This is a genomic window from Nocardia sp. 852002-51101_SCH5132738 (assembly GCF_001665695.1).
Lineage (GTDB): Bacteria > Actinomycetota > Actinomycetes > Mycobacteriales > Mycobacteriaceae > Nocardia > Nocardia nova.
Window position 1 is genome coordinate 34,856 of record NZ_LZML01000150.1, and the last position, 24,849, is coordinate 59,704.

The 24,849-nt window shown below is 68.3% G+C and carries 20 protein-coding genes; 15 read left to right on the forward strand and 5 right to left on the reverse strand.

Going from position 1 to position 24,849, the window contains the following annotated elements; genetic code table 11:
* The first annotated feature begins 155 nt into the window (after nucleotides 1-155).
* The 4 genes from A5789_RS22730 to A5789_RS22745 all read left to right on the forward strand — a co-directional run bounded on the left by A5789_RS22730 (nucleotide 156) and on the right by A5789_RS22745 (nucleotide 3,873).
* Nucleotides 156-908: an alpha/beta fold hydrolase gene (locus tag A5789_RS22730; protein ID WP_063010315.1), complete on the forward strand. Its 753-nt coding sequence runs from the start codon at nucleotides 156-158 to the stop codon at nucleotides 906-908.
* A complete protein-coding gene (locus A5789_RS22735) occupies nucleotides 908-1,207 on the forward strand; it encodes an MGMT family protein (RefSeq protein WP_030515956.1) in 300 nt (99 codons plus the stop codon). Before A5789_RS22730 ends, A5789_RS22735 begins: the two co-directional genes overlap by 1 nt.
* 90 nt (nucleotides 1,208-1,297) lie before the next feature.
* Nucleotides 1,298-2,035, forward strand: coding sequence for a VOC family protein (locus tag A5789_RS22740; RefSeq protein ID WP_063010313.1), 738 nt, complete (start codon nucleotides 1,298-1,300; stop codon nucleotides 2,033-2,035).
* Between the two features lie 104 nt (nucleotides 2,036-2,139).
* Nucleotides 2,140-3,873, forward strand: a complete 1,734-nt coding sequence (locus A5789_RS22745) for an NTP transferase domain-containing protein (protein WP_082856687.1) — start codon at nucleotides 2,140-2,142, stop codon at nucleotides 3,871-3,873.
* A 54-nt stretch (nucleotides 3,874-3,927) separates the two neighbouring features.
* Here the strand turns inward: A5789_RS22745 and A5789_RS22750 are convergent, their stop codons facing one another.
* The gene (locus A5789_RS22750; RefSeq protein WP_064904111.1) at nucleotides 3,928-5,085 is read right to left on the reverse strand and encodes a VCBS repeat-containing protein; all 1,158 of its coding nucleotides are present in this window, start codon (nucleotides 5,083-5,085) and stop codon (nucleotides 3,928-3,930) included.
* 541 nt (nucleotides 5,086-5,626) lie between these two features.
* On the opposite strand from A5789_RS22750, the gene A5789_RS22755 reads away from it, so the two are divergent.
* From A5789_RS22755 to A5789_RS22795, 9 genes are all read left to right on the forward strand, one after another.
* Nucleotides 5,627-9,334 carry a nitrate reductase subunit alpha gene (locus tag A5789_RS22755; RefSeq protein ID WP_064904113.1) on the forward strand — a complete coding sequence of 1,236 codons (3,708 nt, stop codon included), beginning with the start codon at nucleotides 5,627-5,629 and terminating at the stop codon, nucleotides 9,332-9,334.
* A 10-nt stretch (nucleotides 9,335-9,344) separates the two neighbouring features.
* A complete protein-coding gene (gene narH, locus A5789_RS22760; protein ID WP_197516694.1) occupies nucleotides 9,345-11,075 on the forward strand; it encodes a nitrate reductase subunit beta in 1,731 nt (576 codons plus the stop codon).
* 130 nt (nucleotides 11,076-11,205) lie between these two features.
* On the forward strand, nucleotides 11,206-11,955 hold the full coding sequence (gene narJ / locus A5789_RS22765) for a nitrate reductase molybdenum cofactor assembly chaperone (protein ID WP_082940891.1): 750 nt from the start codon (nucleotides 11,206-11,208) through the stop codon (nucleotides 11,953-11,955).
* Nucleotides 11,952-12,689: a respiratory nitrate reductase subunit gamma gene (gene narI, locus A5789_RS22770; protein WP_063010307.1), complete on the forward strand. Its 738-nt coding sequence runs from the start codon at nucleotides 11,952-11,954 to the stop codon at nucleotides 12,687-12,689. The genes narJ and narI overlap by 4 nt, the downstream gene beginning before the upstream one ends.
* A gap of 47 nt (nucleotides 12,690-12,736) precedes the next feature.
* Nucleotides 12,737-13,696 carry an LLM class flavin-dependent oxidoreductase gene (locus A5789_RS22775; RefSeq protein ID WP_064904117.1) on the forward strand — a complete coding sequence of 320 codons (960 nt, stop codon included), beginning with the start codon at nucleotides 12,737-12,739 and terminating at the stop codon, nucleotides 13,694-13,696.
* Between the two features lie 87 nt (nucleotides 13,697-13,783).
* Nucleotides 13,784-14,890: an NADH:flavin oxidoreductase gene (locus A5789_RS22780; RefSeq protein WP_063010303.1), complete on the forward strand. Its 1,107-nt coding sequence runs from the start codon at nucleotides 13,784-13,786 to the stop codon at nucleotides 14,888-14,890.
* Between the two features lie 88 nt (nucleotides 14,891-14,978).
* Entirely contained in the window at nucleotides 14,979-15,494 is a 516-nt protein-coding gene (locus A5789_RS22785) for a DUF1772 domain-containing protein (protein ID WP_064904119.1), read from the forward strand.
* A gap of 138 nt (nucleotides 15,495-15,632) precedes the next feature.
* Entirely contained in the window at nucleotides 15,633-16,049 is a 417-nt protein-coding gene (locus A5789_RS22790; protein WP_030515967.1) for a YciI family protein, read from the forward strand.
* Nucleotides 16,050-16,062: 13 nt separating this feature from the next.
* The gene (locus A5789_RS22795) at nucleotides 16,063-17,352 is read left to right on the forward strand and encodes an RNA polymerase sigma factor (protein ID WP_064904121.1); all 1,290 of its coding nucleotides are present in this window, start codon (nucleotides 16,063-16,065) and stop codon (nucleotides 17,350-17,352) included.
* 25 nt (nucleotides 17,353-17,377) lie between these two features.
* On the opposite strand, the gene A5789_RS22800 is transcribed toward A5789_RS22795, so the two are convergent.
* From A5789_RS22800 to A5789_RS22810, 3 genes are read right to left on the reverse strand one after another with little or no spacing between them, the layout of a single operon-like run.
* Complete coding sequence (locus A5789_RS22800; RefSeq protein WP_064904122.1) at nucleotides 17,378-19,117, reverse strand: amidohydrolase family protein; 1,740 nt, start codon at nucleotides 19,115-19,117, stop codon at nucleotides 17,378-17,380.
* A gap of 39 nt (nucleotides 19,118-19,156) precedes the next feature.
* Nucleotides 19,157-20,809 carry a class I adenylate-forming enzyme family protein gene (locus tag A5789_RS22805; protein ID WP_064904123.1) on the reverse strand — a complete coding sequence of 551 codons (1,653 nt, stop codon included), beginning with the start codon at nucleotides 20,807-20,809 and terminating at the stop codon, nucleotides 19,157-19,159.
* A 16-nt stretch (nucleotides 20,810-20,825) separates the two neighbouring features.
* Nucleotides 20,826-21,866 (reverse strand): NAD(P)-dependent alcohol dehydrogenase, encoded by a 1,041-nt coding sequence (locus tag A5789_RS22810; protein ID WP_063010468.1) that lies wholly within the window; start codon nucleotides 21,864-21,866, stop codon nucleotides 20,826-20,828.
* A gap of 113 nt (nucleotides 21,867-21,979) precedes the next feature.
* Between A5789_RS22810 and A5789_RS22815 the strand changes: the two genes are divergently transcribed.
* Entirely contained in the window at nucleotides 21,980-22,600 is a 621-nt protein-coding gene (locus A5789_RS22815; protein ID WP_063010293.1) for a TetR/AcrR family transcriptional regulator, read from the forward strand.
* Nucleotides 22,601-22,623: 23 nt separating this feature from the next.
* Here A5789_RS22815 and A5789_RS22820 read toward each other — a convergent pair whose 3' ends face one another.
* Nucleotides 22,624-22,959 (reverse strand): TfoX/Sxy family protein, encoded by a 336-nt coding sequence (locus tag A5789_RS22820; RefSeq protein WP_063010291.1) that lies wholly within the window; start codon nucleotides 22,957-22,959, stop codon nucleotides 22,624-22,626.
* A gap of 138 nt (nucleotides 22,960-23,097) precedes the next feature.
* On the opposite strand from A5789_RS22820, the gene A5789_RS22825 reads away from it, so the two are divergent.
* Nucleotides 23,098-24,798 carry a metallophosphoesterase gene (locus A5789_RS22825; RefSeq protein WP_082856686.1) on the forward strand — a complete coding sequence of 567 codons (1,701 nt, stop codon included), beginning with the start codon at nucleotides 23,098-23,100 and terminating at the stop codon, nucleotides 24,796-24,798.
* The last annotated feature ends 51 nt before the right edge of the window (nucleotides 24,799-24,849 follow it).

Here is a 24,849-nt window from a genome sequence, read left to right on the forward strand (position 1 = left end):
ACCGCCGCAGTCCTTCCCCGGCAGTTCACCGGCGCGGCCAGCCCCCGGCTATCCCCCTGGCCGATTCGCGCGAACATTCGCCTGCGCACGAACACTTTCCGGGCCTCGGGTGTGCACCGGTCGCACCGCTGTGTCGTCGGCGGCACAATGATCGGGTGTCCGACGCCCATATTCATCGATTCGGCCCCGCCGACGGTCCGCTCGTCCTCGCCCTGCACGGGTTGACCGGACACGGGCGGCGGTGGGGCGCGCTGGCCGACGGGCACCTGCCCGAGGTGCGCGTCGTCGCTCCCGACCTGCGTGGGCACGGGCGGGCGAGTTCGCTCCCGCCGTGGACCTTCGAGCAGATCGTCGACGACCTGGTTCCGCTGCTCACCGAACCGGCGGTCGTGGTGGCTCATTCGTTCGGGGCGGCGGTCGCGATCCATCTGTCCCGTCACCGCCCCGACCTGGTCCGCGCGCTGGTCTTGCTGGATCCCGCGATCGGCCTCGATCCGGTACTGCTGCACGACATCGCCGAAGCGGGATTGGCCCGGCCCGACTACGGCGACATCGCCGAGGCACGCCGCGACAAGCTCGAGACGGCCTGGGCCGATGTGGACCCCGGACTCCTCGAGGCCGAACTCGCCGAACACCTGGTCGGCACTCCCGAGGGCCGGGTGACGTGGCGGATGAGCCTGCCCGCCGTCACCTCCTATTGGGGCCAGCTGGCGCGCGAGCTGGTTCTGCCGCCGCCGCGGATTCCGACCGTGCTGGTCCGGGCCGGCAAATCCCCGTTCGTCACCCCCGCGACCGTCGCGGCGTTCGCCACGCTGCCGCATTTCACGCTGCACGAATTCGACTGCGATCACATGGTCGCGCAGGCCCGGCCCGCCGAGACCGCCGACGTCGTGCGGTCGGTGCTCTGATGCCGACCACCGACGCCGAGATCGAGCGGGTGCGGGAGCTGGTCGCGGCCATTCCGCCCGGACGAGTCGCCACCTACGGGGATATCGCGGCGGCCGCCGGGCTGTCGACCCCGCGGACCGTCGGCTGGATCATGCGCACCGACTCCGCCGATCTGCCCTGGCATCGGGTACTGCGCGCCGATGGCACTCCGGCGGCTCATCTGGTGCAGCGCCAGTTGCGCCGGCTGGCCGAGGAGGGCTGCCCGATCCGCGGCGATCGCGTCGACCTGGCCGCCGCCCGGCATCGATTCGGCGACTGACGACATCGCGAATCCGGCCGTCGACCTCGGTGTCGACCCACGGATATCCGAATTCGCCCATTACTCCTGTTCCGCGGTTACCGTGGAGGCATGACCACCCGTCTGGCGTGCGTGGTGTTCGATGCGATCCGGCCACGGAACGTGGCGCGGTTCTGGGCGGAGTTGCTCGACTGGCAGATCACCGTGGACCGTCCGCACGCGGTCGAGGTGGCTGCTTCCGACCCGGATTCCGCTGATGTGTCGTTGATGTTCCTGCCGGCGGCCGGACCCAAGTCCGCGAAGAACCGCATCCATCTCGATGTGGTGGGTCGTTCGCTGGATCATCAACGCGTGCAGGTGGATCGGGCGCTGGCACTGGGCGCGCGGCCGATCGACATCGGGCAGGGCGCGGTGCCCTGGACGGTGCTCGCGGATCCCGAGGGCAACGAATTCTGTGTGCTCGAACCGCGCGAGGAATACGTGGATACCGGCGCGGTTGCCGCGATCGTCGTCGACACTCCCCATCCCACCCGGCTGGCCCGGTTCTGGGAGACCGCGGCCGGCTGGCCGCTGACCCACGACGAATCCCGCATGTCCGGCATTCGCTCGGCCACCGGCCAGGGTCCGTGGCTGGAATTCCTGCGCACCCAGGTCGCGGCCCGCGAAAGCGATCGCGTCCACCTCGATGTCGTCACCTACTCCACCGGCGATCCCGCGGACGAGGTCGCCCGGCTCACCGCCGCCGGCGCGGTTCCCTGCCAGGGCGCCGCGGTGCATCCGCCGGCTCAGGCGATGCTGACCGATCCGGAGACGAACCGGTTCCGGTTGCTGCGTGCGCCCTGCGATTGACGTGCGGCGGCGGCAGACGACGGACGTGCGCCCGTCCGCGCCCTTCGCCGTCCGATGTGGGCGGATTACCATCGGTCCATGATCAACCTGCCGGGTGAGCCGCTGTGACGACTGTCGACGCGATCGTGCTGGCCGGTGGGCGGGCGACCCGGATGGGCGGGGTGGACAAGCCCGCGATCGCGGTCGGCGGGCGGGCGATGCTCACCGTGGCGCTGGACGCGGTCGCCGACTGCGTGCGCACGGTGGTGGTCGGCCCGCATCGGCCCGAACTGGCGCCCGAGATCCGGCAGGTGCAGGAGGTACCGGCCGGAGCGGGCCCGGTCGCGGCCGTCGCCTGCGCGGTGCGCGCTCTCGAGGAATGTGATTTCCCGGCCGATCTGGTCGTGGTCCTGGCCGCCGACCTGCCGTTCCTCACCGCCGCCGCGATCGGCGAATTGATCGGGCACGCAACGACTTCCGAGGCCGACGCGGTTTTCGCGACCGACGAATCCGGCCGACCGCAATATCTGGTCGGGGTGTGGCGGCGGGCGGCGCTGCTCTCGGCACTGCGGCAACTGGATTCGGTGACCAATCAGCCGATGAAGGCGCTGGTTCCGGTCGACACCCTGATGGTGCCGCTGTCCGGTATCGCCGATTGCGACACGCCCGAACAGGTGCGCGCGGCCCAGGCCGCCGCACCGGCGTTGCCGTTGGCGCAGGCACGCGACATCCTGCGCACCGGTATCACGCGGCTGCCGGTGCACGAGGCCCGGCCGCCTGCGGTGCGGGGTGCGGCGCTGGCGGCCCCGCTGCGTGCCGCCTCGGCGCTGCCCCGCTTCGATGTGTCGGCCATGGACGGCTACGCGGTGGCCGGCGCGGAACCGTGGCGGCTGCGTCACGACGTCGGCTTCGCCGGCGGTGAACGACCGGTGGGCCTGCTCGCCGGTGAGGCGGTCCGCATCGCCACCGGCGCCCATGTCCCGGAGGGTACCGACACCGTGGTGCGTGACGAATTCGTCCGGCTCGACGACGGGCTGCTGCGGCGACTGCCCGAGGCGCCGATCCGCGACGATGTGCGCCACCGCGGCGAGGACTGGCACACCGGCGATATCGTTGCCGCCGAGGGCACCCCGGTCGACGCGGCACTGATTTCCGTCGCGACCGCCGCCGAGGTAATCACCGCCCAGGTCCGCGGTCCGGTCCGCGCGCGAATCGTCATGACCGGCGACGAGATTCGCAGCGAAGGTCCGCTGCGCAGCGGCCAGACCCGCGATTCGGTCGGCCCCGTCTTCCCGGAGTTGTTGTCCTGGCACGGAATAGAATCGTCGGACCGGGTGCATCTGCGCGATACGCCCAACGGCTTCGACGATGTGCTCTCCGATACGACCGACGACCATCTTCTGGTCGTGGTCGGCGCGACCGGCGGCGGCGCGGCCGACCAGCTGCGCGGCGCACTGGATCGGGCCGGGGCGCGAATCCTGGTGCACCGCTTGCGGATGCGGCCGGGAGGATCGACCGTGGTCGCGCAGATGCCCGCGGGCCCTGTGGTTCTCGGTCTGCCGGGCAACCCGTACGCGGCGGTGGCGACGCTGTGGGCGCTCGCCCCGGCCATCGTCTCCGGTCTCACCGGGCGCACACCGGCGCGGGTGCGCACCGGAGTTCTCCTGAATGCGGGACAGGTTTCCGGCCCGGTGCCGCGGGTCCTGCCGGCGCGCGCGGCCGACGAGGGTGGCTGGGTCGCCGACGGACATGTCCGCACCGCCCACCTGGCCGGGCTGCTCGATCGTGACGCACTGGTCGTCGTCCCCGCCGACGCCACCGACGGCGAGCTGGTCGAATATCTGCCGCTGCCGGGCTGAGGGAGACGCGCGGCAACTACCGCGTCGATCCGGCCGGCACGCCGTGGCCCCGGGCTATGCCGGGTAGTCGGTGGCCGGCCCGAAGGTGCCGTCCCCGTTGCCGTCACGCAGTGTGATGTTGCCCGTGAGGGTGTTGCCGATGACCACGTCGAGTTTCCCGTCACCGTTGAAGTCGGCGAGTGCCGGAGTGGACAGCGGGACCAGACCACCGGACGGATAGACCGCTGCCGGCGGGTCGAACGTGCCGTCGCCGTGACCGTGCAGGACCGCGATGTTCGAGGTGCCGCCGTTGGCCACCACCAGGTCCGGTTTCCCGTCACCGTCGACGTCGGCGACGTCGAAGCACTGCGGCAGCAGCCCACCGGTCGGATACGCGACGGCCGGTGAGAACGTGCCGTCGCCCCGGTTCGACAGGACCGAGACGGTCCCGTTGACGAGGTTGGAGAACAAGATGTCGGGTTTGCCGTCCCCGTCGACATCGCGCGCCATCCCGTACCACGCGGTCGCCGCCCCCGAATCGAAAGTGACCGGCGCATCGAAGGTTCCGTCACCGTGGCCTCGATAGATCTGGATCGTGCTGTTGACGTAGTTGCCGCGGAGCAGGTCGAGGTTGCCGTCACCATCGAAATCGGCGACATCGGCCGAACCGGATCCGACGCCGCCGGCGGTGGATATCGTCACCGCGGGCTGAAAGGTGCCGTCGCCGCGGCCGCGCAGCAGCGACCACGACGGCGCCTGGTTCGAGGTCGCGATATCGAGGTTTCCGTCGTGATCGAAATCGGCGGCGACCAAGGCGCCCGGCGCGAAGTCGGTGGCGTAGTCGACCGCGGCGGCGAAGGTGCCGTCACCGTGGCCCAGCAGGATCGAGACGTCGCTCGAGGCGAAGTTCGTGACGGCCAGGTCCAGCGTGCCGTCATGGTCGAAGTCGGCGATGGCGACGTAGTCGGCTTGGCCGCCGGTGGCATAGTGCACGGCCGGCCGCAGGCCACCTCCGGGCTTACCCAGGAAGACCGAGACGCCGCCTCCGAGAAGGTAGTCACTGAAGACGACATCGGGCACGCCGTCACCGTTGATATCGGCGATCGCCGGTACCGCCGGCCCCATGAGATCGGGCGGCACCGGATCCGCTTGCGCCACGGTGCTTGCGACCACCGCGTGAGCGGCGAGTGCCAGCGGCGCGAGAACGCCGGCAACGGTGATAGAGCGCGACATCGCTTCTCCTGCTGTTGGATTCGGGGGCAGCCTATGGCCTTCCCGCCGGTGGCGGCATCGCTGCGGCTATCCCCATCCGGTAGCGGTAATCGCCGTCACTTTCGCGTGCGCGCCGCTATCCCTTCGACTCGATCCGACGCCTCGACAACGTGTTAACAAATGTAAAACGCCCGCGAAGCGCCGGTTTCCAAAGCATCACCGGGGACGTGGACAGCGGCTCTCCACCGGTGGGCCGGCGCCGTGAGAATCGGTATCGCCGCAGGTCGGACCCGAATCACCCGGTGCGACCGGCAATTGCCCAGTGACCGGGACGTTTCCCCCACCTCACAGCTCACCGGTGACCCGCGCGCGGTGTGAGCGGATCGTTTTGCCGCCCCCGCGAGCGTCCTTACTCTCGGTCTGGTCAGCCCGGTTCATTTGTCTCGATGGGGGCGTTGTGGTCATTTCGCACAAGAAGGGTTCGGCCCCCTCGTCAGAGTCGAACGGCGTACCCGCAGCCTCGCGCGGCGCATCTACCGCGTCGAACGGCGTCCCCGAGTCGGTGGCCGACGCGCTGCTGAAGGTCGGGCGCTACTTCCAGCGCGGGGAGGTGTCGGATGACCTCCGCACCGTGCACAAGGTCGGCGGGCGCGAGGCCGACGAGTTCTATCGCGACCGCTGGGCCCACGACAAGGTGGTCCGTTCCACCCACGGCGTCAACTGCACCGGCTCCTGCTCGTGGAAGATCTACGTCTCCGACGGCGTGATCACCTGGGAGTCGCAACAGACCGATTATCCGTCGGTCGGCGCCGACAAACCGGAATACGAACCCCGCGGCTGCCCGCGCGGCGCCTCGTTCTCCTGGTACACGTATTCCCCTGCGCGCGTGCGGTATCCGTATGTGCGCGGGGTGCTGCTCGAGATGTACCGCGAGGCGAAGGCCCGGTTGAAGGATCCCGTACTGGCCTGGGAATCCATCGTCGAGGACCCGGAGCGGGCGACGACGTACAAGGCCGCACGCGGCAAGGGCGGATTCGTGCGGGCGGAATGGTGGGAAGCCGCCGAAATCGCCGCCGCCGCACACGTTTACACGATCAAACAGTACGGGCCGGACCGGATCGCCGGCTTCTCGCCGATCCCCGCGATGTCGATGGTGTCGCACGCGGTCGGCGCTCGGTTCATCTCCCTGCTCGGCGGATCGATGCTGTCGTTCTACGACTGGTACGCCGATCTGCCCGTCGCCTCGCCGCAGGTGTTCGGCGACCAGACCGACGTCCCGGAGTCCGCGGACTGGTTCGATGCCGGCTATCTGATCATGTGGGGTTCGAACGTCCCGGTCACCCGGACCCCGGACGCGCACTACATGACCGAGGCCCGCTACCGCGGTCAGAAGGTGGTGGTGGTCTCCCCCGACTACGCCGACAACACCAAATTCGCCGACGAATGGGTGCCGGCTCGCCCGGGCACCGACGCCGCCCTGGCGATGGCGATGGGCCATGTGGTGCTGCGCGAATTCTTCGTCGACCGGTCCACCGCCCGGTTCGACGACTACATCAAGCGCTACACCGACCTCCCGTTCCTCATCACGCTGGACGAACGCGACGGCGGCTGGAACGGCGAGGGCGAATACCGCGGCCACACCTGGCTGCCCGGAAAATTCCTCACCGCCGCCGACCTCGCCGCGGCCGGCGTCGCGGGCTTCGACGTGGACAACGCCGAGCACAAAACCGTGCTCCTGGACGCCGACGGACATCCCGTCGTGCCCAACGGAACCCTCGGCGACCGATTCTCCGAATCCGGCGCCGGGCGTTGGAATCTGGACCTCGGCGGCGTCGATCCGCTGCTGACTCTGTACGGCCGCACCGACGATGCTGCGGCCGTACAGTTCCCCCGCTTCGACGGTGAGACCGGCGTCGTCACCCGCTCGGTGCCGACCACCGTCGTGGCCGGACGCCGCGTCACGACCGTCTTCGACCTCCTGCTCGCGCAGTACGGCGTCGGGCGCCCGGATCTGCCGGGCGACTGGCCCACCGGTTACGACGACCCGAGCGCGCCCTACACTCCCGCGTGGCAGGAGTCGATCACGGGAGTGCCTGCCGCACAAGCGATTCGCATCGCCCGCGAATTCGCCGACAACGCCGATCGCTCCGGCGGCCGGTCGATGATCCTGATGGGCGCGGGCACCAACCACTGGTTCCACTCCGATCAGATCTATCGCGCCTTCTTCACGCTCACGCTGCTCACCGGATGCCAGGGCGTCAACGGTGGCGGTTGGGCGCATTACGTGGGCCAGGAGAAGTGCCGCCCGGTCACCGGCTGGTCCACCCTGGCGTTCGGCCTGGACTGGCAGCGGCCGCCACGCCAGATGCAGGGCACGGTGTTCTGGTATCTGACCAACGACCAGTGGCGCTACGACCCCTTCACCTCCGAATCCTTCGCGTCCCCACTGAGTTCGGGCGCTTTCGCCGGGCGCACGGCCGCCGACAATATCGCCCTGGCGTCGCGGCTCGGCTGGATGCCGACGTATCCCACGTTCGATCGCAATCCGCTGGACCTGGTCGATGCCGCCGAGGCCGCGGGGCAGACGCCGCAGGACTATGTGGTCGGCAACCTGAAATCCGGTGATCTCGAGTTCGCCTGCGAGGATCCCGACGCACCGCGGAACTTCCCCCGTGTTCTCACCGTGTGGCGGGCCAATCTGCTCGGCTCCTCGGGCAAGGGCAACGAGTACTTCCACCGCCATCTTCTCGGCGCGGATTCCAACCTGCAGGCCGACGATTCGGCCGGGGTCCCACCGCAGGAGGTGCGCCGGCCGGACCAGGCGCCCACGGGCAAACTGGATCTGCTGGTCTCCCTGGATTTCCGGATGACGTCGACGACGCTGTTCTCCGATATCGTCTTCCCGGCCGCCACCTGGTACGAGAAACACGACCTGTCCTCGACGGATATGCATCCGTTCGTGCACGCCTTCTCCCCCGCGATCTCCCCGCCGTGGGAGGCGAAAACCGATTTCGAGGCGTTCCACCGCATCGCGCGCGGATTCTCCTGGCTGGCCGAGAAACATCTCGGCGTCCGCAAGGATCTGGTCGCCGTTCCGTTGCAGCACGATTCGGCCGACGCCCTGGCCCAGGCGCGCGGGCGGGTGCTGGACTGGAAAGCCGGTGAATGCGAACCGATTCCGGGAAAGACCATGCCGAAGCTGGTGGTGGTGGAACGCGACTACCCGAAGCTGGCGGAGAAGATGGCGGCGCTGGGCCCGCTGATCGAAACGCTCGGGGTCACCACCAAGGGCGTCACCACCGTTCCCGACGCCGAGGTCAAGTACCTGCGCGGAGTCAACGGCACCGTGGTCTCCGGCGCCGCGCAGGGCCGCCCGTCACTGGCCAAGGATGTGCACGCCGCGGAGGCCATTCTGGCGTTGTCCGGCACCACCAACGGCCGGTTGGCGGTGGAGGGTTTCCACGCGCTGGAGCGCCGCACCGGTACCCGGCTGGCGGATCTGGCGGCCGAGCACGAGGGCAAGCGGATCACCTTCGCCGATACGCAGGCGCGGCCGGTGCCGGTGATCACCTCACCGGAATGGTCCGGCTCCGAAACCGGTGGTCGGCGGTACTCCCCGTTCACCATCAATACCGAACGGCTCAAGCCCTGGCACACGCTCACCGGGCGTCAGCACTTCTACCTCGACCACGACTGGATGATCGAACTGGGCGAACAACTTCCGATCTTCCGGCCGCCGCTCGACATGTCGGCCCTGTTCCGCGAACCCGATGTGGGCGCGGTCGGCGAACGAGGGGTCACCGTGCGCTACCTCACCCCGCATTCGAAGTGGTCGATCCACTCCGCGTATCAGGACAACCTGCATATGCTCACCCTCTCCCGGGGCGGGCAGGCGATCTGGATGTCCGATCGCGACGCGGCGAAAATCGGTGTGGCCGACAATGATTGGATCGAGGCGGTCAACCGCAACGGGGTGGTGGTGGCCAGGGCGATCGTCAGCCACCGCATGCCCGAGGGCACCGTGTTCATGTACCACGCGCAGGATCGCGCGGTCGACGTGCCGCGCATAGAAGGCGGCCCGGAGCTTCGGGCCGGCCGGGGCAAACGCGGCGGCATCCACAACGCGCTCACCCGGATCATGATCAAGCCCACGCATCTGATCGGCGGGTACGCCCAGCAGTCGTTCGCCCTGAACTACCACGGGCCCACCGGAAATCAGCGTGACGAGGTCACCACGATCCGGAGACGCTCACAGGAAGTGGAGTACTGATATGCGTGTCATGGCACAGCTGGCCATGGTGATGAACCTGGACAAATGCATCGGCTGTCACACCTGCAGCGTCACCTGCAAACAGGCCTGGACCAACCGGGGCGGCACCGAGTACGTCTGGTTCAACAACGTGGAAACTCGTCCGGGACAGGGATATCCGCGGCAGTACCAGGATCAGGAGAAGTGGAAGGGCGGCTGGACGCTGGACCGCCGCGGCCGCCTCACCCTGAAGTCCGGTTCGCGCATGAAGCGGCTGCTCAACATCTTCGCCAATCCGGATCTGCCGACGGTGTCGGACTACTACGACCCGTGGAGCTACGACTACGACAATCTGCTGTCCGCACCGGCCATGGACACCACGCCGGTGGCGCGGCCGAAATCGCTGATCACCGGTGAGGATACGAAGGTCACCTGGGGCGCGAACTGGGACGACGACCTCGGCTCCGGACCGGATCAGGTCGGCCGTGATCCGTTGCTGGCGCGGCTGTCGGAACAGGTCAAACTCGAATTCGAGCAGACCTTCATGTTCTATCTGCCGCGCATCTGCGAGCACTGCCTCAACCCGTCCTGCGGCGCCTCCTGTCCCTCGGGTGCGATCTACAAGCGCGCCGAGGACGGCATCGTGCTGGTCGACCAGGACAAATGCCGCGGCTGGCGGCAGTGCGTCACCGGCTGCCCGTACAAGAAGATCTATTTCAACCACAAGACCGGCAAGGCCGAGAAATGCACGTTCTGCTATCCGCGCGTGGAGGTCGGTATTCCGACCGTCTGCTCGGAGACGTGTGTGGGGCGACTGCGCTACATCGGCGTGATGCTCTACGACGCCGACGCGGTCCTCGAGGCGGCGTCGGTCACCGATCCGGAGCAGTTGTACCCGTCGCAGCTGGGCGTCTTCCTCAACCCGCACGATCCGCGCGTGATCACCGAGGCCGAACGCGCTGGGATCTCTCCGGAATGGATTGCGGCGGCGCAGGATTCGCCGGTGTACAAACTGATCGTCGACTACAAGATCGCGCTGCCGCTGCATCCGGAATACCGGACCATGCCGATGGTCTGGTACGTGCCGCCGCTGTCGCCCGTCGTGGATGTGCTGGCGGAGACCGGGCACGACGGTGAGGATGCCGGAAATCTGTTCGGCGCCATCGATTCACTGCGGATCCCGGTGGAATATCTCGCCGAGCTGTTCACCGCCGGGGATATCGGACCGGTGCGCGCGGCGCTGCAGCGGCTGGCCGGGATGCGGTCGTTCATGCGCTCGATCAACCTCGGCCAGGAACCCGAACCGGCGATCCCGGGCGCCGTGGGCCTGGAGCCCGAAGAGATCGAGGCGATGTACCGGCTGCTGGCCATCGCCAAATACGAACACCGGTACGTGATTCCGTCGGGCGCGACATCCCGGGCGCACGAATTGGATTCGCTGGCGACGGGGTGCAGCCTGGAGGGTGACGGCGGGCCCGGGATGACGGCGTTCGATGTGACGTCGGAGAAGTTCGCTCTCGTCGACGCCAATACCGCTGCACCGGAGCGGAAGTCGTCGCGCATCAATCTGCTGAACTGGGACGGTGGGTCGACCGAGGGACTGCTGCCCGAACGCGACGGCAGTGACAACGGCAACGGCAACGGCAACGGCGATGGCAACGGCGCCGCGCACACGAGTCCGGAAGCGAACGGGAACGCGGGCGATTCCGGACCCGGAGTAGCCGACGACACGCTGCCCGAGCCGACCGGAGCGACCCGATGAGGCCGTTTCGCCGCCCCCTGCCGAGCCCGGCCGGCCGCTCGACCGGCACCGCGCCCGCCGAGATCCATCGCCGCACGCTGCGCAGCTACGCATGTCCGGGCGGGCGACCCAACCGACGAGGGATGTGACCGTGGGACTACTGACTCTCCGACGCCGGCCCGCACCCGTGGTCGACATGTCCGAACGCGATCGCCGGCTGGTCTGGCGTATCGCCGCTCTGGTGCTGGACTACCCCGGTCCGGACACGCTGGCGATACTCGACGATCTGTCCGAGGCGGCAGCCGCCCTCCCGGAACCGGTGCGCACCGATCTCCTTCGGCCGCTCACCCATCTGTCCGGCACCGCACCGCTCACCCTGGCGCGCGATTATGTCGAAACGTTCGACCTGCGCCGGCGCGCCAGCCTGCATCTGACCTATTACGCCTACGGCGACACCCGCAAGCGCGGTATGGCGCTGCTCCGGTTCAAGCACGCCTACCGGCATGCCGGTGCGGAGTTGTCGGATCGCGAACTGCCCGATCATCTCCCGGTGCTGCTGGAGTTCGCGGCCACCGTCGACCCGATCGGCGGTGAACGCCTGCTCGGCGAACACGTCCCGGTACTGGAGATGCTGCGGCTGTCGCTCACCGACAGCGAATCGCCGTATGCCGGCGCCCTGGCCGCCGTTCTCGCGACCTTGCCTCCGCCCACCACGGCAGACCGCCGCCGGATCGCCGAACTGGCGGCGCAGGGACCGCCGGACGAGGACGTCGGGCTGGAGCCGTATTCGATGAACGGCGAGTCGATGCATCCCGCCATGAACCCCGACCTGTACTCCCCGCCCGCAGCCGGAACCCCGGCCACCGCAGGGCTTTTCGCCGGATCCGGAGACCGACGATGACATCCACCGTCTGGGCGACCCTGCCCTACATCGCCTTCACCTCGTTCGTGCTGGGCCACCTTTGGCGCTATCGCAACGACCAATTCGGCTGGACCACAAGGTCTTCGCAGATCTACGAATCCCGGCTGCTGCGGCTGGGCAGTCCGCTGTTCCACTTCGGCATGCTCGGTGTGATCGGCGGACACGTTCTGGGCGTGCTGATTCCGGAGTCCTGGACCGATGCCGTGGGCATCTCCGAGCACCTCTATCACCTGGTCGCCGTCGCCGCGGGTACGGTGGCCGGCGTCGCGGTGATCGCCGGCATCGCGATCCTCGCCTATCGTCGCGTGCGTGTCCCGGCCGTCCGCCAGGCCACCACCACCAACGACACGTTCATGTACGTATTGCTCGCGGCCGCGCTGATCACCGGGCTGCTCAATACCGTCGGCAGCAATCTGCTGTGGGGCACCTACAACTATCGCGAAACCGTATCTCCATGGTTCCGAAGCCTTTTCACGGCGCATCCGCAGCCGGATCTGATGGTCGGCACGCCCTGGACCTTTCAGGCGCACGGGCTCATCGTGCTGACGCTCATCGCCGTCTGGCCCTATACCCGGCTGGTCCACATGTTCAGCGCACCCGTCGGCTATCTGATCCGCCCGTACGTGGTGTACCGCAGCAAACCCGCCGATGTGGCGAACAAGAAGAAGTATGCGAGCGCCTGGCAGAGCCCGGTCCTGCCGCCCTCGCGCTGACGAGGAGCCTTGACCTGGAGAGCACTCCACGGTCTAGCGTCGCCGGTATGAGCGATTCGGGCAGGCCCGCGCCGAGTTTCGGCATCAAGACGACACCCGCGCACGTCGCCTATGCGGAGATCCTGCGAGTGTGGCTGGAGGCCGACGGCATACCCGAGATCGAGCACGCCTGGTTGTACGACCATCTGCTGCCACGGGCGGCGGTCGGGCTGCCGGGTCACGACGGTGGCGCTCCGGAAGGACGTCGGTCGGCGGGGCCGGTCCTCGAGGGCTGGACGCTGCTGGCGGCGCTGGCAGCGCAGACGCGCCGACTCCGGCTCGGATTGCTGGTGTCCAACAACCGGATTCGCCACCCCGCGCTCTCGGCGAAGATGGCGGCCACCGTCGACGTGATCTCGGGCGGCCGGCTGGATTTCGGAATCGGCGTCGGCGGGTTCCCGCGCAACGATCCCCGCTTCGAGACGATGGTGGCGCCCGAATACGAGGCGTACGGAATTCCGGTCGGCACCTGGCGCGAGGCGGTGCGCAGATTGGACGAGGCCTGTGTCCTGATCCGGCGATTGTGGACCGAGGACGTCTTCGATTTCCCCGGCGACCATTTTCCTCTCACCGGCGCGCAATGCGATCCGAAACCCGTCCAGCGGCCGCATCCACCGATTCTGCTCGCCGGTGCGGGCGCATCGACGCTGCCGATCGTCGCCGCCCACGCCGATCTCTGGAATGTGATCGGCCCACCGCTCACCACCGTCGACGCGCTCCGCGAGCGCAGCCGGGCACTGGACGAACACTGCGCGGCGATCGGCCGCGACCCCACCCACATCACACGCTCGGCGCAGCTACCCATCTCCTACGACGCCCCCGGCCGGGTACGCGAGACGCTGCTCGAACTGATCGACGCCGGTTTCACCCACCTGGTACTGAACCCGCCCGCCCCCTATGCGGACGGAGTGGCACATTGGATCGCCGACGACATCATCCGCCCCACGCTGAACGCCCTCGCCCACTGAGCCGGGCAGGCAGGAATGCCGGTGGCGCTGACCGCGTTGTCTTCCATTTCGAGGGCCGAGTTGTCGAATCGGAAGGAAACGTGCCGCATGTCACAGGATTTGATCGATGGGCCGGGGATCCACCTGGACGAATTGTTTTCCGAATTTCGCGCGGGGTCGCTGACCCTGCGGAACCGATTCGCGATGGCTCCGATGACGCGGGCGAAATCGCCCGACGGCATTCCGAATGCGGAGAATATCGAGTATTACCGCGAGCATGCGGCCGGAGGTGTCGGTCTGATCGTCACCGAGGGGACCTATGTGCGGGGACCGGCGGCTGGGCCGATCGCGAAGGTGCCGCGGTTCTACGGTGACGAGAGTGCCGCCGGCTGGCGTGCGGTGGTCGAGGCGGTGCACGCCGAAGGGGCGTCGATTGTCCCGCAGCTGTGGCATACCGGTGTGGATCGCGGGAACGAGCCCCGCTTCGAGCCGGACACGCCCACCGTGAGTCCTTCCGGTGTCGACTTCACCGGAGCGCCGGTGGGGCGGGCGTTGACGACCGCGGACCTGGACACCCTCGTCGACTCGTACGTGGAATCGGCGCTGCTGGCCCGGGAGCTGGGATTCGACGGCATCGAACTGCACGGCGCACACGGTTATCTGCTGGATCAATTCTTCTGGGCCGCAACCAATCACCGCGAGGACGAATACGGCGGCACCATCCGCCGGCGCGCCGCGTTCCCCGCCCGGGTGGTCGCCGCCGTCCGCGCGGCCGTCGGCCCGGATTTCCCGATCATCTACCGCTTCTCGCAGTGGAAGGGCGTCGACTACAGCGCGCGCATCGCCGAGAGCCCGTCGGACCTCGAAGAATTGCTGACTCCGCTCGTGGAAGCCGGGGTCGACATCTTCCACACCTCGCTGCGGCGGCATTGGCTGCCCGAATTCACCGACCACGCCGACGATCTCAGCCTGGCCGGCTGGACCAAGAAGATCACCGGCCTGCCGGTGATCACCGTCGGTTCGGTCGGCGTGGACAGCGTCTTCCGCGGCGACAGCATCGACGAGACCCAGGCGCAGCGCTTCGCTCTGCTGCGCGAGCAGTTCGAGCGCGGCGAATTCGATGTCGTCGCACTGGGCAGAGCGCTGCTCGCCGACCCGGAATGGGTGAACAAGATGCGCGGCGGGCGACTCGCGGAGATCACACCGTTCCGCTGACCCGGATCGGTGGAGCCGTGGACGCTCGCGTATGGGAGCGAGCGTCACGACCATGGGAACGCTCACCGCTTCCCGGTGTACTGAGTGCATGACAGCGACCACCGTCACCGCCACCTCGACCACCTCCGGCTTCGCGACCGGTTCCCTGATCGGCGCGACCGTCACCACCGGCCTGCTGGCCGGCGTCTTCTACGCCTACGCCAGCTCGGTGATGCTCGCGCTGCGTCAGCTCGACGACCGCACCTTCGTGGACGTGATGAACCGGATCAACACCGTCATCGTCAATCCGGTCTTCATGCTGAGCTTCCTCGGATCGGTCGCCTTCACCGGCCTCGCCGCCGTCCTGTACTGGCGCACCGACCAGCGCACCGTGCTGTGGTGGGTTCTCCTCGCCCTGGCGCTCAACGTGATCAGTTTCCTCATCACCTCGGGCGGCAACGTGCCGCTGAACAACCAGCTCGCCGACACCTCGTCCGGCGATTTCGCCGCCCTGCGCCACCAGTTCGAAGGCCCCTGGATCACCCTCAACATCCTGCGCGCCCTCGCCAACACCGCAGCCCTCGGCGTCCTCGCCTGGGCCCTGCGCACCACGAACAAGGGGTGAGGGCCTTGGTGACCTGCGATAATGCGGCCGGAAAAATCTTTCGGAAAATTTCGGCTGCCGTGTCGATCCATAGTGGGTGCCGTTCGACCTAGGGGTGAGAGGGTCCGGAGGGGATCCGCCAGACGAAGGAGACACACCATGAAGTACATGCTGATCATGCGCGCCACGGACGAGGCCTACGCAAGCATGGGCGAGGTCGATTTCGACACCGTGCTGGAGACGATGGGCAAGTTCAACGACGAGTTGATCCGGGCGGGCGTGCTGCTCGCGGCGGAGGGGCTCGACCCCGCGGACAGTGTGGTGGTCGATTACGACGCGGAGACCCCGGTCGTCACCGACGGTCCCTACGGCGAGACCAAGGAACTGTTCGGCGGGTTCTATCTTCTCAACGTCGCCTCGAAGGAGGAGGCGATCGAGTGGGCGAAGCGGATGCCGGTCATCGTCAAGGGGTGCAAGACCGAGATCCGGCGGGTGCCCACGATCGACGAATTCCCGCAGGACAACGTGTGGATCCAGAAGGAGCGGGCGTGGCGCGAGGCCACCGGGCAGCTCTGAGCGGAACCTGCGGATGACGGCCGATCCCACCGGACGCGAGGCGGTCGCCGCGGTGTGGCGGATCGAATCCGCGCGCATCGTCGGCGCCCTCGCCCGCTACACCGGCGATTTCGCCCTCGCCGAGGATCTGGGGCAGGAGGCACTGGCCGAGGCGCTGGTCACCTGGCCGCGGGAGGGGACACCGCGCAATCCGGCCGGCTGGCTGCTCACCGTGGGGCGGCGGCGCGCGATCGACACCTTCCGCCGCCGCTCCGCCCTCGACGATCGCTACGCCGCCCTCGCCCACGATCTGGGTGAGGGCGGTGCGCTGACCGGCGGGCCCGGTTCGGATCCGATGCGTGCGGCAGCCGAACCGCTGTGGGATCCCGATCGCATCGACGACGACGTGCTGGCCCTGATCTTCACGGCGTGCCATCCGGTGCTCTCCCGCGAGGCGCGGGTGGCCCTGACGCTGCGGGTGGTCGGCGGTCTCACCAGCGACGAGATCGCCAGAGCGTTCCTCGTTCCGGCCGCGACGGTTCAGGCGCGGATCACCCGGGCGAAGAAAACGCTTGCCGCCGAAAACATTCCGTTCGCCGTGCCGGAGGCGAGTGAGCGCGCCGCCCGCCTGAGCTCGGTGCTCAGCGGGATCTACCTGATCTTCACCGAAGGTTCGTCGGCGAGCTCGGGCACCGAACTGATCCGCTTCGATCTGGCCGGGGAAGCACAGCGGCTGGCGCGGGTGCTGTCCCACCTGATGCCGGACGAGCCGGAGGTGTACGGACTGCTGGCTCTGCTCGAGCTGACCGCGGCCCGCTTCCCCGCGCGGACGGGCCCGGACGGTGAGCCGGTGCTGCTGGAGGATCAGGACCGGCGGCGCTGGGACCGTGCGGCGATCCGGCGTGGCCGCGCCGCCCTCACCCGCGCCGGACAGGCCGGCCGCGGACTGGGCTACTACGGCGTGCAGGCCGCGATCGCCGAATGCCACGCCGTCGCCGGCTCGGTCGCCGACACCGACTGGGACCGGGTGGTGAGCCTCTACGAAGCGCTGGGCCGCCTCGCCCCGTCACCGGTGGTCGAGCTGAACCGGGCGGTCGCGGTCGCGATGGCGAAGGGCCCCGACCCCGGACTCGCGATCGTGGACGGTCTGCGCGCCGAGGGCGCACTGCCGAATTCCCAACTGCTGCCCACGGTTCGGGGTGAGTTGCTCGCCCGCCTCGGCCGCACGAGTGAAGCCCGCGAGGAATGGGAGCTGGCGGTGCGCCTGTGCGGCAACGACCGCGAGCGTGCGGTATTGCACCGCAAGCTCGACGACCTCGGCTGAGGCCGACACGAGCCCGACAGCCCCGTCACGCGGCGGTGAGAAAGCGTCCCGTGCGCTGCGAACCCAGCACCGGCGCGGCCGTACCGTTGCCGAAAACGTAACGGCCGCCGACGAATACGGCATTCACCGTGTCGTCGTTGCGGTTGACCATGCGCGACAGATTGCCGAAGTACGGCATCGTCTGTTCGGTGTAGCGTTCGAGTCCCCCGTCCAGCCGGGTCGGGTCGATCACCACCGCATCGGCGCGGTCCCCGACGCGCAGATGTCCCGCGTCGAGCCCGTACCAATCGGCCAGTTCCCCGGTGAGCCGGTGCACCGCATGTTCCACCGACATGAACGGGCGGCCCGCCAGCTCGGCCTCGCGCACCCGGCGCAGCAGCCGCAGCCCGAAGTTGTAGAAGGCCATATTGCGCAGATGCGCGCCGGCGTCGGAGAAGCCGAGCTGCATCCCGGGGTCGGCGGCGAAGCGATCCAGCACGCCCGGCCGATGATTGGAGATCGTGGTGCGCCAGCGCACCTTCGGCCCGTACTCCACCACCAGATCGAGAAACGCGTCGACCGGATGCACTCCCCCACGTTCCACGCCGACCTGACCGAAGGTCTTGCCGACGACCGAGCTGTCCGGGCATTCCACGATCTCGGCGTCGAAGAAGTCGCGATGCCAGACCCGCGGGCCGAACTTGCGGTCGTAATCCTTGCGGAACTGGCGGCGGTAACTCTCGCTCTGCAGCATCCGGTGGCGCTCGTCCAGCTGATTCGACAGGTGCAATGCCGCTGCGCCGGAACCGAATTCCTCGAACACCACCAGATCGATACCGTCGGCGTACACCTCGAACGGCACCGGCAGATGCTGGAAGCGGAAGTCCCCGCCGCATGCGTTGATCGCCCGCGCCAATGCCGGAAATACGTGCGCCACCATGGGAATCGCCTTGATGTCGGCCGCCGAGAGCAGACTCACCTTGAGATGCGGCTGCCCGATTCCCAGACTCGACAGCGCCATCGCCAGCAGGCTGTGCGGCCGCGCCACATCGGGACCGCCCTGCAGTGCCCGCCGGCGAGCCCGCAGGATCGAATTGAGCTGGTGCCGTTCGCGCATCGTCGCGTAGGTGGAGGGCAGGGTGCGGGAACGGCAGGTCTCGCCGTCAAGTTTGTCGAACATCAGCTGCTGCGAGGACATGCCGACGAAGCCGACGTCGAGAGCCTCGTCCAGATGCCGGCGCATGGCGCTCAACTCACCGGCGGTCGGCTTCACCTCGGTGCGGGTCGCGCGGTCCAGGCCCATCTCCGCCGCGCGGATATCCGAATGTCCCAGGAACGCGGCCACATTCGGCCCCAGCGGCGAGGCATCCAGGGCGGCGGCGTATTCGTGTGCGTTGCGCCAGGTCTTGACATCACCGACCGCGTCGATCACATGTCCGCGCGGGATGGCCTCCACTCGTCCGAAGAGGTCGCCGGCGGTTTCGGCGCCGACGTGCACGGTGGACAGTGAACAGGAGCCGAGCAGTACGGTCGTGACACCGTGGCGCACCGATTCCGACAGCGACGGATCCAGCAGGACCTCCACGTCGTAATGGGTGTGGATATCGAGCATCCCGGGGATCACCCATTTGCCGGTGGCGTCGACGACGGTGTCGCAACCGGATTCGTCCAGGGGTTCGGCCGAGACGGCGGCCACCCGGCCGTCGCGAATGCCGACGTCGCGCACCGCCGACGGCGCGCCCGTGCCGTCGAACCAGGTACCGCCCTTGATGATGCTGTCGTACATGACAGTTCCTCTTTCACCCACCCGCCCCGGCGGGGCGCGTCAGATCTCTATCTCGCGCCGGACAACCTTGCCGGTCGCATTGCGTGGCAACGGTTGTGCCGTGATCACCCAGCGGGCCGGCACCTTGAAATAGGCGAGCCGCTCGGCGGTGAAGGCCCGCAGCTCGTCCTCGGTCACAGCGGCCGGATCGGCGACGACCACGACCGCGGCCACCTCCTGGCCCAGATCGGCATGCGGCACACCGAGTATCGCCGATTCCAGCACCGCGGGATGCTCGTCGAGCACATTCTCGATTTCGGTCGGGTACACGTTCTCCCCGCCACGCAGGATGAGATCCGATCGCCGGCCCGACAGACGCAGCCGTCCCTCCTCCAGGACGCCGAAATCACCGGTGTGCAGCCATCTTTCGGCATCTATGGCGTTCGCGGTGGCGGCCGGATCGTTCCAGTAGCCGAGCATCACGTACGGGCTGCGCACACAGATTTCGCCCTCTTCGCCGTCGGGCAGCGTCCGGCCGTCCGGATCGCGAATCTCGATACTCACACCGATGATCGGCATCCCCACGGTGTCGGGGTGGGCGGCCAGCACCGGCGGTGTGGCCACCGTTGCCGCGGTACCACTTTCGGTCAGTCCATAGCTCGTGGTGAGCGCGACCTCGGCCATCGGCAGTTCCCGGCGCAGCCGTTGATGGAAGGCGGGCGAGGACGGGGCGGCATTGAGTGAGAACGCCACCAGACTCGACAGGTCGTAGCGGGACAGGTCGTGTTCGAGCATGCGGCTGACCATCGTCGGCACCGCACCCCAGTTGGTCACCCGTTCCCGCTCCATCAGCGACAACACCCGCTGCGGGTCGAAGCTGCCGGTGTTCATCACCACGGTCGCGCCCGTGGCCAGCCGCGGAATGATCAGATTGTGCAGGCTGGCGATATGAAACAGCGGTGAGGTCAGCAGGAATCGGCGGTCGCTGGGCCCCGGGTCGAGCTGTTGCCCGCGGAAGGCGGCGGCCATGGCATCGGTGAAGCGGTGGTAGTCGCAGACCGCCAGCAGGTTTCGCTGGGTGTGCACGACGCCCTTGGGCCGGCCGCTCGTGCCGCTGGTGTACAGGATGACCGCCGGGTCGTCCTCCGCGATCGACACCTCCGGCGCCGGGCCGGGATGACCGGAGATCAGCTGCGGCAGATCGGATTCCATGGTGAGTACCGGAACATCGGTCGCCACCTCGGCCAGCAGTGCGGCGCGTTTGGCATCGGCGACCACCACCGTCGGCTGGGTGTGCTCCAGACCGTAGGCGATTTCCCGCGGCGCCCACCACGCGTTGTAGCCGACCGGAATCGCGCCGAGTACCTGCGCCGCCCAGAAGGTCGTCACCCATTCGGGCGTGTTCGCGGCGAGAATCCCCACCCGATCACCCTTGCCGACACCGTGGCGATCGGCGAGCGCGCGCGCGAGAGCCGTTGCCGCGGCGCCGTGTTCGGCGAACGTGATCCGTCGGTCCGGGGTCACCAGATAGTCGTGGTCACCCCAGGCCGTACCCGCGTGGAACAGCTCGGCCATACTGCGCCGCCGATCGCGCATCACCGGAATCGGCGCGCCCAGAACCTCTTCGACCACCATCTCGAACGGCCCACCGGGACCGGTGAGGTCGGCGGTGATCCGGGCGGCGATGGCCTGCGGGTCGGCAGCTCGCGTCATAACCTTCACTTTCTGCTTACGGGATGAGCACGGCACGACCGCGGATCAGTCCCCGGTCGAGTCGTTCGAATGCGGCGGGGCCCTCGGCGAGGTCGAAACGTTCCACCGACACGTCGATGGCGCCGCGCTGCGCGAGTGCGACCGACGCGTACAGGTCACTTCTGGTGCCGCCGTAGGACTTTCGGACGGTGGCTCCCCACGGCAGGCCGGGCCCACCGGCGGGTCCGGCGTCGATACCCGGAATTCCGCCGTCGAGTCCCACCATCCGGTAGGCGCCGTTCGGCGCGACCGATTCGACGGCGAGTTTCGCGGTGGCGTCGTTGCCGACGAAGTCGAATACGGCCTCGGCGCCCCGGCCGTCGGTGCAGTCCAGAATGCGGGCGGCGGTCTTCTCGTCGGCCGTCAGGGTGAGATCGGCGCCGCATGCCGTGGCGAGTTCCAGTTTCTCCGGCGAGATGTCGACCGCGATGATGCGGCAGGCGGTGGTGGCCTTCAAGATCTGCACCGCCACATGTCCGAGCCCGCCGATGCCGATCGCGACGGCGGTGGCGCCGGGCCGCAACTGGTCGGCGGCTCCGCGGATGGCGTGATACGGCGTGAGTGCCGCATCGGCCAACGGCGCTGCCCTCGCGAAGTCCAGCTCGCCGATCGGCACGAACGAATTCGCCGGAATGCGAACGTATTCCGCCATGCCCCCGTCGGGTCCGAGGCCGGGGCACGGCGGCATCGCGGTGCGACCGGCCGCCAGGCAGACGTTCTCGTTACCGCTCACGCATTCCCGGCACACGCCACAGGACCAGCACAGGTAGACCAGCCCCCGCTCCCCCGCGCGACGCCCCTCGACCTCGGTGCCGACCGCCTCGATGGTTCCGGCGATCTCGTGCCCCATCGTCAGCGGATCCTCGCGCAACGGGAACGGCAAGCCGAGAACGAAGGAGTCCGAATGGCAGATTCCGGCCGCCGCGACCTTCAACAGCAGATCGGCGGGCCCGATCTCGGGGATCGGGACTTCGCGAAGCTCCAGCGTGCCGGGCCCGGTCAATTGCAATGCGCGCATCTTCTGTTCCTCACCGCGGCGTTCGGCGGCAGCGCCGGACGTGACGTGGCACACACGGTAGCACTCACTGGACACAGCGTCCAGTGAGTGTGCGGGCGTCTATCATCGACGTCATGCCTTCGGAATCGACCGCCCGGCGCGGGTCGCTGCGCGATGAGCAGAAGCGGGCGACGCGGATGCGCATCGTGGAGGAGGCGCGGCAGTTGTTCGTGCGCGAGGGCTATCTGGGGGTGCGTGTCGACGACATCGCGGCCGCGGTCGGCTGCAGCCGCGCCACGTTCTATCTGCACTTCACCGGGAAGACCGAGGTATTGCGGGCGATCGCCGAACAGGGCACGCTCGCCAGCGTCCAATTCTTCTACCGGGATCTGGATCGGGTCCTGGCCACCGGCTCCCGCGCGGAGTTCACCACGTGGATGCTCCGGGCCATCGAATGGTTCTTCGACAACAAGGATCTGCTCCCCGCGTGGGACGAGGCGACCGCGCTCGAACCGGAGTTCCGCGACCTCGCGCGCGAGGGCATCATGCAGCTCGCCGACGGGATGCCGGCCTATCTGGCGCGCTGGCCCGAGGCCCGCCGCGACGAAGCGCGCCTGCGCATCGAGCTCCTGGTGGCGCAGCTGGAACGCTTCTTCACCCGGTGGGCGATGCAGGGCACGATCGAGGTCACCGCGGCCGCGGCCGCCGAAGTCCTCACCGATATCTGGTTCCCCGCCCTGCAGGCACCCGAATAGCGCTGGCGGACAACGTCTTCCGGCTATTTCGGCGGTAACGTCCGGGCATATCCGAGCCCACGGTCCAGCCAGGTGTGCAGCACCTCGTCGTCGTCGAGATACTCCGGCGCCACCCGCAGCCAGTTCCGCATCTCCCGTCCGCCCATCACCATCGGCGCGACCGCGGAGCCGTCGATGAGGTCCTCGGCCTGCGCGGGATCGACCCGGACCAGCAGTCCGCCCTGCCCGCTCGCCGCCACCGCCATATTGCCGCCGACCAGGAAGGCCAGCCCGCCGAACATGCGCTTTTCGACCGTCTCGGTCACGGCGGGCCCGAGCAGGTCCCGGATCCGCTCCGCCAACTCCTCGTCATAGGCCATACGGCATTCTCACACCGGGCACCGACAGGTTCGGCTGCGATGCCGAGGCGGCCCGTCCGAAGAATTCACCGAGAATTCGCGCCCGTGGGAACCCGCAGCGGTTGCTCCGGTCCGATGGTTGGACCAGCATCCAACCTCATGCGGAATCGCTTGAATCCTGCCGGTGACATCCCCGATACCGGAATCCCCGAGCAGTTGGCCGCCACCATGACGATGGCCGAACAGCACGAATGGCATCGGGGATATCTGCGGCGGCATGCGGTGTCGCGGCGGAACTTCCTGCGCGGTTCGGCCGCGGCCGCCGCGGTGGCCGCGGTCGGCACCTCACCGTTCGCGGGGCGGGCCTATGCCGATCAGGCGCAGCTCGCGGTGGGCGGCCGCCATGTCGGCTACGGCCCCGACGCCGCCAGCCAGTTGCGCTTCGCCGCGCAGCTGTCGCGTAATCCCAGCGGCACCAAGGTCTTTCTCGATCACGGCCCGACCCCGGCGCTCGGCGCGAGCGTCGAGGCGGAGGTGCGCGATCTGGTGACCCAGATCCCCACGAGCGACAGCGGCGTCCTCGCCGCCGAACAGTTCTACGTGCACGCGCCGGTCGACGGCCTGCCCGGACGGCTGCCGCATTTCTACCGGTGGCGTACCTCCGACGGATTCGTCGGTGACATCCGCGCCGCGTCGACCGCCATGCCGAGCGTGCGCAACGCGGTACTGCCCTTCCGGTTCACCATGATGGGCGATCAAGGCACCGACGACACGCCCGCCCAGCCGGCGGGCGTCGCTCCGGGCGACTACGACGACAAGTACTACAAGCCGGACAACGACCCCGCGGTCCCGCACGCGGACAACGTGATGCGTCAGATCGTGGCCTGCCAACCGGATTTCCATGTGCTGGCGGGTGATATCGCCTACGCCGACCCGTCGGGCGCCGGGAAGAAGCCGCGATACGTCGCCGCCGGCGGCAAACTGCCCGACGGATTCGACAAGTTCAATCCGTACGTGTGGGACGTGTATTTCGGCGCCATCGAATCCAGCGCCTCGACCACGCCGTGGATGTTCGCCACCGGCAACCACGACATGGAGGCCGCCTACGGCACCCACGGATACGGCGGCCACCTCGCCCGCCTGGACCTGCCGGCCAACGGGCCCGCGGGCTGCCCGTCGGCGTACTCGTTCACCTACGGCAATGTGGCGGTGCTCTCGCTGGACGCCAACGACGTCTCCTACGAGATCAAGGCCAACACCGGCTATTCGGGTGGCGCCCAGACCAGTTGGGTGGAACGAACTCTCGCGGAGTACCGCGCGAATCCGAATATCGACTTCATCGTCTGCTTCTTCCACCACTGCGCCTACTCGACCACCGACTCCCATGCCAGCGACGGTGGCCTGCGTGATGCCTGGTGCGCGCTGTTCGACCGCTACCAGGTCGACTTGGTGCTCCAGGGGCACAACCACATCTTCGAGCGCACCGACCCGATCCGCGGCGGCCGCCCGACCAAGGCGGCGGGCGACAATTCGATCGTCTACCCGGACGCGGACGGCACCGTCTACTACACGGTGGGCGGCGGCGGACGTCCCCGCTACGGCTTCCAGCCCGGCTCACCGGAGACCTACCGCGGGCACGAGGTGCCCGACACCACGGTGCCCAACAGCTACGTGTGGACGCCGGCGGGCAGCAAACAGGACGAGGCCGCGCCCTGGTCGCGGGTGCGGTTCCGCAACTACTCGTTCATCCGGGTCGACGTGCGCCCGGGATTCTTCGCCAGCGAGATGGACGTGGTGGCTGTCGACGAGTACGGCCGCGAATTCGACAAGGTGACCTATCGCCGGCAGGTGGGTCGCTGAACGGCGGCCGGGTCAACCCGCCGGCCCGCTGAGTCGTCGCGGACGGCCGCT

Excerpts from the sequence above, each read along its gene's own strand:
- A5789_RS22735 (WP_030515956.1), top strand. The coding sequence starts at position 908 with ATGCCGACCACCGACGCCGAGATCGAGCGGGTGCGGGAGCTGGTCGCG.
- A5789_RS22740 (WP_063010313.1), top strand. The coding sequence starts at position 1,298 with ATGACCACCCGTCTGGCGTGCGTGGTGTTCGATGCGATCCGGCCACGG.
- A5789_RS22750 (WP_064904111.1), bottom strand. The coding sequence starts at position 5,085 with ATGTCGCGCTCTATCACCGTTGCCGGCGTTCTCGCGCCGCTGGCACTC.
- narH (WP_197516694.1), top strand. The coding sequence starts at position 9,345 with ATGGCACAGCTGGCCATGGTGATGAACCTGGACAAATGCATCGGCTGT.
- narI (WP_063010307.1), top strand. The coding sequence starts at position 11,952 with ATGACATCCACCGTCTGGGCGACCCTGCCCTACATCGCCTTCACCTCG.
- A5789_RS22775 (WP_064904117.1), top strand. The coding sequence starts at position 12,737 with ATGAGCGATTCGGGCAGGCCCGCGCCGAGTTTCGGCATCAAGACGACA.
- A5789_RS22780 (WP_063010303.1), top strand. The coding sequence starts at position 13,784 with ATGTCACAGGATTTGATCGATGGGCCGGGGATCCACCTGGACGAATTG.
- A5789_RS22785 (WP_064904119.1), top strand. The coding sequence starts at position 14,979 with ATGACAGCGACCACCGTCACCGCCACCTCGACCACCTCCGGCTTCGCG.
- A5789_RS22790 (WP_030515967.1), top strand. The coding sequence starts at position 15,633 with ATGAAGTACATGCTGATCATGCGCGCCACGGACGAGGCCTACGCAAGC.
- A5789_RS22795 (WP_064904121.1), top strand. The coding sequence starts at position 16,063 with ATGACGGCCGATCCCACCGGACGCGAGGCGGTCGCCGCGGTGTGGCGG.
- A5789_RS22800 (WP_064904122.1), bottom strand. The coding sequence starts at position 19,117 with ATGTACGACAGCATCATCAAGGGCGGTACCTGGTTCGACGGCACGGGC.
- A5789_RS22805 (WP_064904123.1), bottom strand. The coding sequence starts at position 20,809 with ATGACGCGAGCTGCCGACCCGCAGGCCATCGCCGCCCGGATCACCGCC.
- A5789_RS22810 (WP_063010468.1), bottom strand. The coding sequence starts at position 21,866 with ATGCGCGCATTGCAATTGACCGGGCCCGGCACGCTGGAGCTTCGCGAA.
- A5789_RS22815 (WP_063010293.1), top strand. The coding sequence starts at position 21,980 with ATGCCTTCGGAATCGACCGCCCGGCGCGGGTCGCTGCGCGATGAGCAG.
- A5789_RS22820 (WP_063010291.1), bottom strand. The coding sequence starts at position 22,959 with ATGGCCTATGACGAGGAGTTGGCGGAGCGGATCCGGGACCTGCTCGGG.
- A5789_RS22825 (WP_082856686.1), top strand. The coding sequence starts at position 23,098 with ATGCGGAATCGCTTGAATCCTGCCGGTGACATCCCCGATACCGGAATC.